Source organism: Micromonospora sp. NPDC049282 (assembly GCF_043197045.1).
Taxonomy (GTDB): domain Bacteria; phylum Actinomycetota; class Actinomycetes; order Mycobacteriales; family Micromonosporaceae; genus Micromonospora.
On the sequence record NZ_JBICSL010000004.1, the window covers coordinates 290,686 to 303,629 of the forward strand.

The 12,944-nt window shown below is 69.0% G+C and carries 9 protein-coding genes; 4 read left to right on the plus strand and 5 right to left on the minus strand.

From position 1 onward, the window contains the following. Nucleotides 1-13 precede the first annotated feature (13 nt). Complete coding sequence (locus tag ACGFI2_RS10575; protein ID WP_393513891.1) at nucleotides 14-1,933, minus strand: N-6 DNA methylase; 1,920 nt, start codon at nucleotides 1,931-1,933, stop codon at nucleotides 14-16. A gap of 99 nt (nucleotides 1,934-2,032) precedes the next feature. Here ACGFI2_RS10575 and ACGFI2_RS10580 point away from each other — a divergent pair, with 99 nt between their 5' ends. Both ACGFI2_RS10580 and ACGFI2_RS10585 read left to right on the plus strand, forming a co-directional pair. Further along, the gene (locus tag ACGFI2_RS10580; protein WP_393513894.1) at nucleotides 2,033-2,575 is read left to right on the plus strand and encodes a DUF4352 domain-containing protein; all 543 of its coding nucleotides are present in this window, start codon (nucleotides 2,033-2,035) and stop codon (nucleotides 2,573-2,575) included. Between the two features lie 96 nt (nucleotides 2,576-2,671). Then, complete coding sequence (locus ACGFI2_RS10585) at nucleotides 2,672-4,399, plus strand: DUF6119 family protein (RefSeq protein WP_393513897.1); 1,728 nt, start codon at nucleotides 2,672-2,674, stop codon at nucleotides 4,397-4,399. A 58-nt stretch (nucleotides 4,400-4,457) separates the two neighbouring features. Here ACGFI2_RS10585 and ACGFI2_RS10590 read toward each other — a convergent pair whose 3' ends face one another. Together ACGFI2_RS10590 and ACGFI2_RS10595 are read right to left on the minus strand one after the other, a co-directional pair. Next, nucleotides 4,458-4,670: a hypothetical protein gene (locus tag ACGFI2_RS10590; protein WP_393513900.1), complete on the minus strand. Its 213-nt coding sequence runs from the start codon at nucleotides 4,668-4,670 to the stop codon at nucleotides 4,458-4,460. A 120-nt stretch (nucleotides 4,671-4,790) separates the two neighbouring features. After that, complete coding sequence (locus ACGFI2_RS10595) at nucleotides 4,791-5,717, minus strand: acetamidase/formamidase family protein (RefSeq protein ID WP_393513902.1); 927 nt, start codon at nucleotides 5,715-5,717, stop codon at nucleotides 4,791-4,793. A 197-nt stretch (nucleotides 5,718-5,914) separates the two neighbouring features. Here ACGFI2_RS10595 and ACGFI2_RS10600 point away from each other — a divergent pair, with 197 nt between their 5' ends. Continuing rightward, nucleotides 5,915-7,150, plus strand: a complete 1,236-nt coding sequence (locus ACGFI2_RS10600) for a phosphomethylpyrimidine synthase ThiC (RefSeq protein WP_393513905.1) — start codon at nucleotides 5,915-5,917, stop codon at nucleotides 7,148-7,150. Then, nucleotides 7,081-9,276, plus strand: coding sequence for a PEP/pyruvate-binding domain-containing protein (locus ACGFI2_RS10605; protein WP_393513908.1), 2,196 nt, complete (start codon nucleotides 7,081-7,083; stop codon nucleotides 9,274-9,276). Before ACGFI2_RS10600 ends, ACGFI2_RS10605 begins: the two co-directional genes overlap by 70 nt. Here ACGFI2_RS10605 and ACGFI2_RS10610 read toward each other — a convergent pair. Together ACGFI2_RS10610 and ACGFI2_RS10615 are read right to left on the minus strand one after the other, a co-directional pair. Further along, nucleotides 9,184-11,988, minus strand: coding sequence for an SUMF1/EgtB/PvdO family nonheme iron enzyme (locus ACGFI2_RS10610; RefSeq protein WP_393513911.1), 2,805 nt, complete (start codon nucleotides 11,986-11,988; stop codon nucleotides 9,184-9,186). The two genes, ACGFI2_RS10605 and ACGFI2_RS10610, sit on opposite strands and share 93 nt — an antisense overlap. Next, the gene (locus ACGFI2_RS10615) at nucleotides 11,985-12,806 is read right to left on the minus strand and encodes a hypothetical protein (RefSeq protein ID WP_393513914.1); all 822 of its coding nucleotides are present in this window, start codon (nucleotides 12,804-12,806) and stop codon (nucleotides 11,985-11,987) included. The genes ACGFI2_RS10610 and ACGFI2_RS10615 overlap by 4 nt, the downstream gene beginning before the upstream one ends. Nucleotides 12,807-12,944: the final 138 nt, after the last annotated feature.

Sequence of the window (12,944 nt, forward strand, 5' to 3'; positions counted from 1 at the left end):
AACGATCAAGGAGCTACTGGCCCTTCGGCGATTTGCGCTGGTCCGGACGTCGGGGCGTGGGTGTCAGAGCCCCTCGGGCCAGTCCGTCCGCGGTCAACTGCGCCAGTTCCGCGCCCAGCGAGACAGCCTGTCGGATTGCTGACTCGAACGCGTCCAGCCGCCGGAACGCCTCCCCGTACGCCCCCTGCTCCTCCCGCGACACCCTTCGCACCTGCGCCCGCCGCACGTCGAACCGCAGCGTCCCCGACAGGCTCGACGCCTGCCGCTCATTCGTCGACGTCCGCAACTGCCCGGCCAGAAACCACGAATCCAACACGTCGGGAGCAGGCCGAAGCAGGTAGAGATTGCGCCCCAGCAGAACCCCGTCGACGGTCACCACCCGCGCGGTGAGCTGCCGCGCGATCATCGGCACCACCACGTCCCCGACCGCCAGCTCGATCTCCTGCCCGAGCCGCCCGTCGTCGCGCCCGGTCGCCTCCACGCCGCCCAGCACGTCCGGCACGGTCAACACCGGCCGCCCGTCACCGTCAGAAGCGCTGTCGCCGGCGCCACGGATCGGGCCGAGGAGCTGCAACGCCCCGGCCCGGGCCAGCTCACCGACGGTGAGGAACTCCCCGCCGACCCCGTCGGGCGCGGGCGTGACCTGCGGCATCAGCGCCGGCAGGTCGGCGACGACGGCGGCGAGGCGCTCTCTGGTGCGTACCAGATGCTCTCCGCTCGCCTCGCCCACGACGGCGGGTTGGCGGCGGGCGGGGGTGAGGTCGACCTCCTCGTCGAGCAGCTCGATGACCGGCACGGCACGCGCGTAGCCGGGCTCGTCCACGTCGCCGTCCGTGTTGAAGGCCCGCCAGGTGTCGAGGACGCGCGCCAGGTCGCCGGCGGCGTCGACAAGCAGCGTCCGGGCCGGTGGCGGCGCGTCGGCCGGCGGGCGTCGCAGCACCCACAGGTGCAGCGGTACGCCGTGCGGCGCCGCCGCCCCCGGTGGCAGCGCGACGACGGCGCGCAACGCGCCCCGGCGGAGCAGTTCGGCGCGGATGCGCCGGCCGGCGCGGCGACCGGCGACGGTGGGCGGCATCAGGAGTACGGCGTGACCGTCGGGCCGTAGGTGCGCCAGGGCGTGTTGAGCCCAGGCCAGCTCCGGTTCGGTACGCGGGGTGGTGCCGACGATCCAGCGCGGGTCGTGACCGAGTTCGTCGTCGCCCCAGTTGCTGGCGCCGAACGGCGGGTGGCAGACGACGGCGTCGAACGTGCGGCCGGGGTGGGCGTCGGCGCGCAGCGAGTCGCCGGTGCTCACCTCCCCCGGCACGTCGCGCACGGCCAGCCAGAGTCCGGCGAGCCGGGCGAGGTCGGGGTCGAGTTCCTGCCCGTACGCGGAGGTGCAGCCGGCGCGGACGGCGGCGCGGAGTGTGGCGCCGGAGCCGGCGGCGGGGTCGAACACGGAGCCGCCGCCGACGCCGGCGAGGCCGGCCATCAGGTCGGCCAGGTCGTCGGGGGTGGCGAAGGGGCGGCCCGGTCCGGGTGCGGAGAAGCGTTGCCACAGCGCGTCGAACGCGCCCTGCGGGCCGAGTTCGTCGGCGAGCTCGTCCACGTCCGGCAGCAGCGGGGTGAGCTGAGGGTCGGTGGAGCGGGCAGGGCGTTGGCCGCGTTGCCGGGCGAGCAGCCGGGCCCCGACGGCGGCGAGGCCGGCGGCCGGGGAGGCGCTGGTGGCGGCGAGGTGTCGCCAGAGCCGGTCGGCGGTGGCGAGGTCGGGAAGCTTGCCCTGGGCGTGCAGCCAGCGCTCGACCTGGGCGAGGTCGAACTCGGGGCTGGTGGCGCTGCCGCCGACCGGGTCGGGGAAGTCGTCGTGGCGTTTGCGCCAGTTGCTGACGGCGGCCCGACCGACACCGGCGAGCCGGGCGATCTCCGCTGCGGTGATGGTCAGTGTCTCCTGCACGTTCGGAGTGTGCCACATCAGTCAAGCATCCCGTCTGTTGACAGTGTTCACGGATGATGCTCTTATTGACGCCGTCACCGTTCACAGCAGGAGGACACGATGCGCAAGACCACCACCCTCGCCCTGATCGTCGGCGCTCTCGTGGCGCTGGGCTGCGGCGCCGGCACCAGCGACGACGCCACCACCAGCAGCAGCGGCGGCAAGGCGGAGACCGGCGCCGGGCAGGGCGGGGACACGCCGAAGACCGCGAAGATCGGCCAGCCGGCCCGCGACGGCAAGTTCGAGTTCACGGTGAAGTCCGCCAAGTGCGGCGTCGCCAAGGTCGGGTCGTCGGCGCTGGGCGCCAAGGCGCAGGGCCAGTTCTGCCTGGTGACCATCACCGTCAAGAACATCGGCAAGAAGGCGCAGCTGCTCGACGGCAGCAGCCAGACGGCCTACGCGGCCAACGGCACCGAATACTCCACCGACACCGAGGCCGGCCTCTACGCCAACCAGGAGCAGAGCACGTTCTTCGAGGAGATCAACCCCGGCAACCAGGTGACCGGCGTGTTCGTCTTCGACATCCCGAAGACCGTCAAGCTCACCCGGCTCGAACTGCACGACTCCGCGTTCTCCGGCGGCGTCACCGTCGCCCTGGGCTGACCTCCGTACCGGTCGGGGGCGGGCCCCGCGAAGCCCGCCCTCGACGTGACCCCCTCCGCACCACCGCCGTCCCCATCTCTACACGAGGAGATCGACATGCGCAGTGCGACCAACCCGGACGACGGCGGCGACCGCCGTCTTCCCGACCAGCTCCCGCTCTTCGACCCCACGCTCCCACCGGCGCGGGTGGACACCTACCCGACCACCGTCTACCGGCTCACTGTGCCGTCCACCGTCGACGGCCTCGCCTCCGCGCTCAACGCCGACTACCTGCGGCGACACGGCTTCGAGCCGACGCCGCACCGGGTCGCCGACGCGCCGGCGCTCCTGGTGCACGGCAGCGCGCCGCGTACCCGGGCCGAGTGGTGCGACATCCTGTCCGGGCTGGTCGGCGTGGACGTGGCCCTCGGTTACCGCAGCGGCGGCGGCGCGCTGCTGCTGGCCGTGGACGACCGGGCGTACGCCCTGACCTTCGGCACGCTGGGCCGGTTCATGGTCGAGCAGGAGAAGGTGGATCCCACATTCGGCGTCCGCTTCGCGGTGCGGGCGCTCCGGCCCGACGACATCCGGCAGGTCCGCCGGCGGATGCTCGGCGCCAGCGGCCGGGTGGACCGCAGCCTCGTACCGGGCGGCCAGCCCATCTGGCGGTACGGCATCGACAAGTGGGGCGAGATCGTCGGCCAGGTGTGCGGCCGCACCGACAACCCGGACCTGACCGCGTGCCGGAACTCCGGTGGTGCGGTGAAGGTCGAGGGCGGCGAGTCGCTGCGCATCCCGCTGGGCGTCACCCCGGAACGGCTCCTGGCCGACCTGCGGGAGATCGACCGGGTGTGCCGGCAGGAATCACCCCCGGCGGATCTGGAGTTCATCGAGCAGATCCGGCCACTGCGCTCCAACGACCCGCGTCAGACGGCGCTGGCCGACGAACTGGACCGGCGGCTGGCGCTGGCCGACCCGCCGGATCTCGGCGTCGCCGTGCCGGGCAGCCTCGTGGCCGACGTCGAGCACGTCCGGTCGTACCGGATCCGGGTGCCCCGCTCCGGGCGGCGCCCGACGTTGACCACGGAGCTGGACCTGGACGGCATCCTCGCGCACACCACCCGGGCGCTCGACGGCGACCGGTGGAGCGGGCTGCGCAACGGGACGCTGACGCTCTACGCCGACGCCGCCGGCACCGAGGAGATGGCGTCGACACCGGTGTCCCGCTGGCTCACCGCGGAGGTGGCGGTCGACGCGAACCACCTGCTGCTGCACGAGGGCCGGTGGTACGAGATCGGGGAACGGCACCGGGAGTTCCTGCGTGTGGAGATCAGCCGCATCCTGGACCGTCCGTCGAGCATCACGCTGCCGCCCTGGACCGCACACCTGCCGAACGAGGACACCTACAACAAGGAGGCCGCGAAGGGTGACTCCGGGCTGGTGCTGCTGGACAAGAAGCTCGTCCGCACCCGCCAGCATCCGCGCGGTATCGAGGCGTGCGACCTGCTCGGCCCGGACGGCGAGCTGATCCACGTGAAGCGGGCATCGGGCAGCTCCCCGCTCAGCCACCTCTTCGCGCAGGGCGTCACCTCGTACGACGCGCTGCGCTACGACGCCCAGGCGCGTACCCGGTTCCGCGACCTCGTCCGCGCCCAGCCCGGCGGGCCGGACCTGCCCGAGGACTTCCGCCCGCGCACCGTCGTCTACGCCATCGCGCTGAGCGCCGGACGCACTCTCACGGTGGACTCGCTCTTCACCTTCACCCAGGTCGCGCTCTACCAGGCGGTGAAGACGCTTCGTGCCGAAGGCGTCGACGTCGAGGTCGTCGCCATCCCGCCCGCCTGACGCGTACCGCTTCCGAACCGGCCACCCTGCCCGTAGACATCACCAGGAGGCACCAGTGTCACCCGACGAGCTCCGCCAGGCCCTGAACCTGCTCCCCGCCGCCCTGCACGACCATGTCCTCCCGCTGCGCCGCCACGTCTTCCGCACCGGATGCCCGCAGTGCCGGCGGATCGGCGACGCGGTCTCCCTCGCGCTCACCGCGGCCCACTACGACCAGCTCGCCTCCGCCAGCCGATTGCTGGACAGAGCAGTCGGGCTGGCCTCCGAGCACCGTGCCACCTGCCGGCCGCGGCCCAGAGTGGGAAGGCGGCCGGTGGGCGGCAGCGTCGCCGCCTGCCGAGAGGGCGATGCAACTCGTGGCACAGCCGCACGGGTACTCGGTCCGGCGGTCTCAGCCGATCGCGTCGTGGGGCAGGATCGCGTGTACGCCCACCACGCCGTTAACGATCTGCGTGATCCGCAGGTCCACCACTACGCTGGCGAGCAGAATGGCGTCCGCGCGGGAGACCTGATGCAACCGACCGACGAGGCCGAACATGGCATCGAGCGCTCGCTGCGTCGCCTCATCGAGGTTCTCCCCTAGCCCCATCGTGATCCAGCCAGCGGGAGTCCGAGCGGTCGGGCAGTCGAGAGTCAGGTCGGTACGCAGACCGATCGTGAGATCGACACGGTCCATCGGGCACTCAATCGCGGTGCCGCTGACCTCCCCGTCGCCCTGCCGGGCATGTCCGTCGCCCACCGAGAGCAGGCCCCCGTCCACGGGGACGGGCAGATAGAGCACACTACCGGCGATCAGTTCCTTGCAGTCGAGGTTTCCGCCGTGCCAGCGCGGCGGAAACGTTGAGTGCAGGCCCGGCTCCGGTGGCGGCATGCCGATCACGCCCAGAAAGGGGCGAAGGGCCACCCGATGCCCGTGTTGATTGCGCGCCGTCATCGCCTCCGGGTCGAGCACCCAAGTGTGTACCGCCTCGGCACCCTGAATCCCGTAACGGGCGTTGAGTTGCACCTGCGGCTCCGCGCACGTGCCCCATCTGCCTGGTATGACCGCGTTCACATGCACCTCGAGCACGTTGCCGGGGACGGCGCCCCGCACCGCGATCGGCCCGACAAGCGCATGACCAAAGCCTGCGCGAAACTGCGGCACCTTCGGCCGCTCCTCAATCGGTCCACCTGTGTAGGGCACGCTCGACCACCAGGCGTCCAAGGTGCTCAATCGCACCGAATCGCCGGGATCGACGGTGAGCACCGGCTCCATCTCGCACGAGAAGTATCCGTGCAGAGTGTTCTCGTCGGGCATGAGGGTGTGCTGTGCGGCCATTGGCGCCTCCCCACTCAGGCTACGCCGAGAACATCCACCGATGTCACGCGCGAAAGTGATCGATGCTTTCGCCGAGTCACGTCGGCCGGCGCCGTCAGACCGCCGCTGGCCTTTTCCTGCCGACCGCACTCAACTAGTCTGACGAAAGTAGGGCATCGCCTGCCCTAGGTCGTGGTTGACGTACGCCGCCGCGACCGATGCTCTGGTTCGTCATGCCGGCCCGGAAGGAGCCCGAGCTGATGTCAGCCCAGCCCTCGGAAGCGGTTCCTGCACCCGTCGCCTACCGCATGAAGAACCACGCGCACGATATCTCCGGCGTCATGATGGGCCGACCGCACCCACCGGTACTCGGGGTGATAGTCGGAGTCACCCCGGGTCAGACGAACAGCGAAACCGAGTACGCAAAGGCGATGCGTGCTCACGCGCTCGGCGCGCACACCCTGACCGATGTCACGACGAACGATGACTTCCGCATGAGACAGCGAGTCCTCGATACGCTCGACATCGCTCTAGGGACCGTCCCGACATACGAGATTCATCGCCGCGTGCTGCGCCATGGCGAGGACACCCGATCCGCCGTGCTCGGCGTCCTTGATCGACAGGCACGCGAGGGGGTCGACTTCGTCACCATCCACGCCTCGGGAACCCTCGCGATGGCGCGTCAGGTCGGCGAGAGCTCACGAGTCATCCCGGTCACTAGCCGCGGCGGCGCAATGATGGCCGAACTGTCGCTGCATCTCGACGGCGAGAACCTCTACCTGAGATATTTTGACGAGATTCTGGACATCTGTCGCGGCAGCGGCATGGCGTTGAGCCTCGCCGGCACCTATCGTCCGGGCAGCATCGCCGACGCACTCGACGCGGCACACCTCGACGAGATCGACGTTCAGACCGAGTTGGTGCACCGGGCACAGGAGCACGGGGTGAAGGTCTCGGTCGAGTTGGTCAATCACGTACCGCTGAACCTGATTCCGGCCTACTGCGACCTCGGGCGCAGGAGGCTGCACGGTGCGCCGTTCGGCGCGCTCGGCCCCACACCGACCGACATCGGCGTCGGCTACGACGACGTCGTCGGCGCGATCGGCGCCACGACCGCCGCGCAGCACGGCACGTCGTGGATTACGTGTGTCACCGCAGGAGAGCACTGCCACATCCCGTCCCTCGACGACATCACCCAGGCGGTGAAATACTTCCAGATTGCCCTGCACACCGCTGCGGTGAGCTGCCACGGCGACGTGAGCCGCGACGCCAAGCTTTCGGAGGCGCGAAACCGCAACGACTGGGCGACGATGGCCGAACACGCCATCCACCGCGAAGATGCAGTTTCGTTGTTCGAAGGGTTGGGCTACCACGAGGGACAGGCGTGCACCATGTGCGCCGGCGCCTGCCCGCTGGTGCGCGCGCGATCCACCATCCGGCGAGCCGCGAGGTGACCGAAGCGGTCTGGATCGTCCAGGACACCGACTACCACCGGACACCGGCTGCCGAGATCGGCGGCAAGGCCAGAGGTCTCGGTACGCTTCTCAGCAGGGGGGCACCCTGCCCGCCGTCGTTCTGCCTGACCACCGCGGCGCTGCGGCACGCCGTCACCGCTGGTGCACCGGCCGGCGACGAGACACGTCGTCCGCCCGCCCTCGTGGCCGACCTCCGGATCCCCACCGACCTGACGGCGGCGATCCGCGCGCACGCCGAATCGCTTCCCGCCGGCACGGACGGGCGGCGACGCCTGGCTGTCCGCTCGTCGTTCGTCACCGAGGACACCCCGAGCGCCGTGTCGCCGGGCATCTACCGCAGCGAGACCGGTGTCAGCTCCGCTGAGGAACTAGAGTCGGCGATTCTACGGGTCTGGGCATCCGCGTTCACGGCGGAGGCGATGGCCTACCGGGAGACCAACGGCCTCCCGGTCGATGAACTAGGCATGGCCGTCATCATTCAGCAAGCGGTGACACCGCGCGCCGGCGGCGTCGCATACACAATCATCCCTGGCACCAGCGATGCGACGAACGTCCTCATTGAGTACGCCGAGGGATCGCCGGCCAATGTGGTGGAGAACCGGGTCGAGGTCATGACCTGTCTGGTGGACAAGCGAACCCGATCCGTTCCGCCCCTTCCGGCCGGGCCGTTCTCGCCCGGCCACGCGCTTGATCTCGTCGCGTGGGCGACCAGGTTGGAGCGGTCGGTGGATGCCCCGCTCGACCTTGAGTGGCTTATCGACGAAGGTGACGACCTCTGGCTGCTGCAGGCACGTCCCCTGCCCTATTCGGCCGGGTCCGTGTCGACCGGTCCGCTCGTCGGCGAGGCTCGGGCCACCACGCTGCGCAGCGCGAAACTGGTCCCGTTCCGGCTCGCGGGCCGCGCCGCGATCACGGTCGTTCCGGCGTCCCTCATCCTGCCCGCCGCGTTCGAGGCGTTCAAACGCAGCGGCGGGCGCTTGACCTCCGAGCTCGTGGAGGCCATGCACTCGGTCTTCGACAGGTTCCTTCCCCACGGGCCGGTCTCGATGCGCTCGGCATACTGGTCCGCGCTCGGCTCCGGCGACCTCATGCCGGTGTCCGGCCCGTTCATCGACGTCGACTCCGGTCTAGCGCACGTCACCGCCTTCTGGCGTCACATCATCGAGCATGCTCGTGACGACTACACTGCCGAGGTCGCGTTGTTGGTGTGCAACTGGACCGATCTGCGGGCCTCGGTGATCGCCACAGCGCCCGGCCCGACGGACCAACCGATCGCCACCGTCTCCGCGCTCTACGGCCAGCTCGATGGCCTCGAAACCTGCGCGCACGACGTCTACGAAATCGACCTCGACGACCTGACGCTGCACCGGAGCACCATCCCGGCGAAGCCGCACGCAGTGCGGGCTCCCGGCCAGCTCCCGGAGGAGGTACCGCCGCAGCTGCGGACGGTTCCCGTGCTTGACGCCGAGGAGCTGGACGCGGTTGGCCGTAACCTATCGTCGATTCGCCAGGTCTTCGGCGCGGCCCGGGTCGAACAACTGGTCCTCAACGGTTGCGGTCCGGTCGACGAGCGGGTGGTGACCTGGCAGGTCTCCGGGCTGAGCCCGGCCGAGGCCGCGCTGCGGTACTACACCGTGCGACCAAGCACACAGCCCGTGCCCGGCGCGGTCGCGACCGGAGTTTTCGTCACGGTCCGCAGGCCCGACGACATTCGTGCGTTGCTGGACCGGCCGGCGGACCAGCTCCCCTACATCGACTTCACGGGCGCGGCGTTCCGCGACCCTGCCGCGGCGAACGCGATGGGACTCGACCTCAAACGGGCCGGCTGCCCGGTACTGCTCAAGGGAAGCCTGCTGTCGCACTTCGCGGCTCTCCTGCGGGACTATGCGGTAACGGTCTACCCGGTGCTCGAGTCGCTCGACGACATACCGCCGTCAACACCGGTGGCCGTGACCCCCTGGCCTGAGGCGGACGCCCGGCGGCAACGCCGGAGGTCCGCCCAGGCGAGGTCCTCAGGACGGGATCTCGCGCACCAGCCGGAAGCCGAGGGCCGGGTATCGCAGCTCGGGATCGTCCCAGCCGCGGAAGCTCGACCGGGTGAATGACGGCGCGACCAGCCAGGATCCGCCGCGGACCACTCGAGCCCTGTCGGAGCCGTAGTCGATGCCCTCCACCGTGTCCTCGGACAGTCCGTTCAGACACCACTCCCAGACGTTGCCGTGCAGGTCGTGCACGCCCTCGGCGGTCGCGGCGGCGGGATAGAGGCCGACGGCCACCGTCCGGCCCAGCCCGGACTCCAGCGTGTTCGCATGCTCGTCGAACCAGCCCTCGCCCCATGCATAGCGCAGGCCGTCACCGGGGCCGGACGCGGCCAGTTGCCACTCCCATTCGGCAGGCAGCCGTACGGCGCTGCCGGACGACGCGCTGAGCCACCGGCAGAACGCGACGGCGTCGTACCAGGCGACGTTCTCCGCCGGGTGGTTGAACAGGCCGCGAAACTGCCGCCCCGGCATTTCCGGTCGCATCGCCAGCCCTTCGAACCAGGCGGGGTTGCGAAAGCCGTCCGGGTGCTCCAGAAACGCTCGGTACTGCGCATACGTCACGGGATAGGCCGCGATCTGGACATCCGACACGTCGACCTCGCCGACATCGCGGAGTCGTACCCGACCACCCTCGACAGAGCGCCAGAGAATGTCAGGTAGGCCCTCCGCATCCAACCCCATCCCCGCGCGGGGATCGCCGATCTCCGCGAGCCGATCACCGATGCTCGCCCGGCGCTGGTGCGGGCACGTCCGCTGCTCCGCCTCGGCGAGGATCCGGGTCGCCTCGGGAACCACGAACGCCTCGATCGTCGGGTCGAGCTCGGGGTTGAGGTTGCGCAACATGTCCTCGACCGTGACCAGCCGTTCGTGCGGCCACAGGAACGCGTCGAGGCGGCCGGACCGATCCCAGTCCACCGCCGCGCGTCGTAGCTGCCGCAGAAGCGTCATCTCGTCCTGGATCTGCTGGATCCACTCCGCCAGACGTGGCCACGACGCGAACAACGCCTCGTGCGCGACCTCCACCGTGGCCTCCCGGTGCTCGTCGTCGCTGACGACAAGCAGGCGGGCCTGGGTCAATGTGTCGACGAGGCGCTCGGTGGTCGGGTCCTGGCACAGGCTGCTCAAGCGGGCACGCCGCCGCACCGGTGCACCCGACTCGCTGACGTCTGTCAGCTTGCGGAAGAGCACGGGCAACTGCTCTCGATTCGCAGCAGTCAGGTGGTCGAAGATCTCCTCCGCACGAGTGGCGATGGCGCCCCGGATCCCGCCTATCCGGTCGTACTCGCTGACGAGCAGTTGTCGGTCGTCGCTGGCGTGCTGACAGATCAGGTTGAGAGCGAAGGCCATCAGGGCGAGACTGCCAGGCTCGGCACCGGCGTCCTCGAGGATGCGCTCGGCGAGCTGTGCCTCGAAGCGCAGTCCGGCAATCTCGGCCGGACGTGTGATCATCCGGAAGAGAGCCCCCATGGTCGGTGCGCCCAGCGGGAACGATCCGTCCCGCAACAGGGCCGCGAGTTCGGGATGGTCCAGACAGTGCGCGTAGAAGTCGGCGCGCAGGGTGAGCAGGACGACCACGCGTTGCGTCTTCACCGCCTCTGACAGCAGCGTCACGAATTGGGCGCGTTGGCGCTCCTCAGTGGTGGAGGCGAACAACTCCTCGAACTGGTCGACCAGGAGCAGAACCTTGGCCCAGGACGGGTGCTCGTGCAGGACACTGTCGACGTGCTGGCCGAAGCTGCCGGGGTCGCGTTCCAGCTTGAGCGCGAGATCCTGTACGGCGCTGGCCCTGACATCGGTGGAGACGTCCGCGAGCTCGGCTGCCAGCGCGTGGAACGGGTTGCCCTCGATCTCGCCCGGCGTCATCCGCATGATCCGCCAGCTGTTGGCGCCGGGAATTGCACCGGCCCTCAGCGCAGGCACCAGCCCGGCGTTGACCAGCGAGGACTTGCCGGCGCCGGAGGCGCCGATGACCGCCGCGAACCGATGCTTCGGGTCGCCGAGTCGTCGGATGAGCTCGCTGGTTTCCCGCTCTCGACCGAAGAAGACCAACGACTCGTCCTCATGGAATGGACGCAGGCCGGGAAACGGAGCGGTAGGGACGTCGCCGCCGGCGCTGAAGTTCATGTTCAACTGCCGCTCCTCATCCATGAGGTCCTTGACGACCGAACGCAGATGGCCTTCGACGAGTGAGCCGAAGTTGGTTACGTCCGCGTATCGATTGATACCCATAACGCTGTTCCCGGCGGACGCTCCAGCAGTTGCCAAGAATTCTTCGACCAGGCGGAGCTGCATCTTTTTCTCGTCGAGCTCGGGATCATCCAGGGACACATAGACCCTCGAAGACCGATGATACAGCAGCACCCTGGGACGTCCAGTAGCGAGTTCCGCGCTCACCGCGTCCTGGAACTCCCATTCTGTGCCGGAGCGAAACAGTTCCCCGTCAGGCCGCCGGTACTCGGCACCCAGGGGTGTGCCCATTCGTCCCCATAGGATCACCACCACGATCTCGCACTCACTCGGTCGAGGGAGCCCTCGATTGATCGCTTCCTGTGGGGTGTACGAGGCGAGCAGTGGGACTTCGGCGCGAGGTCGGTCCCAAGACACCTCCTCGATCGTGACGCGGTTACGCAGGAAAGCATCGTAGGGCAGGTCGTCCAGGATCTTGCGGAGCACGGCGCGCTCCTCGGTCACGTCCCCGGGAGAGGAGATGAAAACCCGTATGCGTTGCAGATCGCGGTTGTGGCGACGATCCGAAGTTACATGGTCGAGACTCACTCGAATGCCCCTATCACCATGTCGCACCATGACTGAGAAGGAACGACATACGGGATGACGGGCGTAGCGGTCGCCCGGGAACGATCGATGACCCAGGCATGCCGGCCCGGCTCGGGAAGAATCTCCGCCAACTGTTCCGGCAGGGCGGCAACGTCATGCAGGACGATGATGTGCCGAAACGGCCTCACCCCATCGTCTAGGGTGAGGGCGATATTTTCGAAGCTGTTGCACCACACCACCGTGAACAGCGACTGCCGCGCTCCGTCGCGCAGAATCTGGCCGAACTTGGCCGCGTTCTCCTTGGACTCCGCCAGTGCGTAGGACCCACGCGAACGCAGGTTGTGCGCGGCCTGCAGGGCACAGAGGAAGAGGAACTTGGCGTGTCGCGGCGAGTCGGGCTGCCGACGTCGGCGGAGCAGTTCGAATTGGAAGTCGGTCAGTGTGGTCATGGCGGTGTCCGTCGCACGCTCCAACTTGACCGGAAGCGGCAACGACATCGCCGCCTCGGTGAATGTCCTTGACTCCGCGGTGCCCGAGAAGTCGAGCACGCTGAAGGGGGGCGTGGTGTAAATTGCCCGGCGACCCGGAGTCGTGACGAGTTGACGCGCCAGATCGAGTAGCATGGCGGTGAAGATGCCGAGCGCCGCCGTGCGCGACCGACCGACGATCAGGACGTTAGCCTGATCGTCCTCACCGAAATTTACCCGGAGCACCTCGCCGTCATTGTCCTTCACGCCTACACAGGCAGCGAGGCGATGATCGGAGGAATGCGTCAGGAAGAGTTCCACCCCTTCGCCGCCGAGTTGTCGCACCTGCATGCCGGACTCCGCATTGGTCGATCAATCGCTATCCGTGAAAGTCTAGGTAGGCCGGCGGACCGGTGGATCGTGCGAACCGGCAATCTTCTCGGATCGAAGATCGGGTATGTCGCTTTTCTGACACGACCGGCGCAGCGG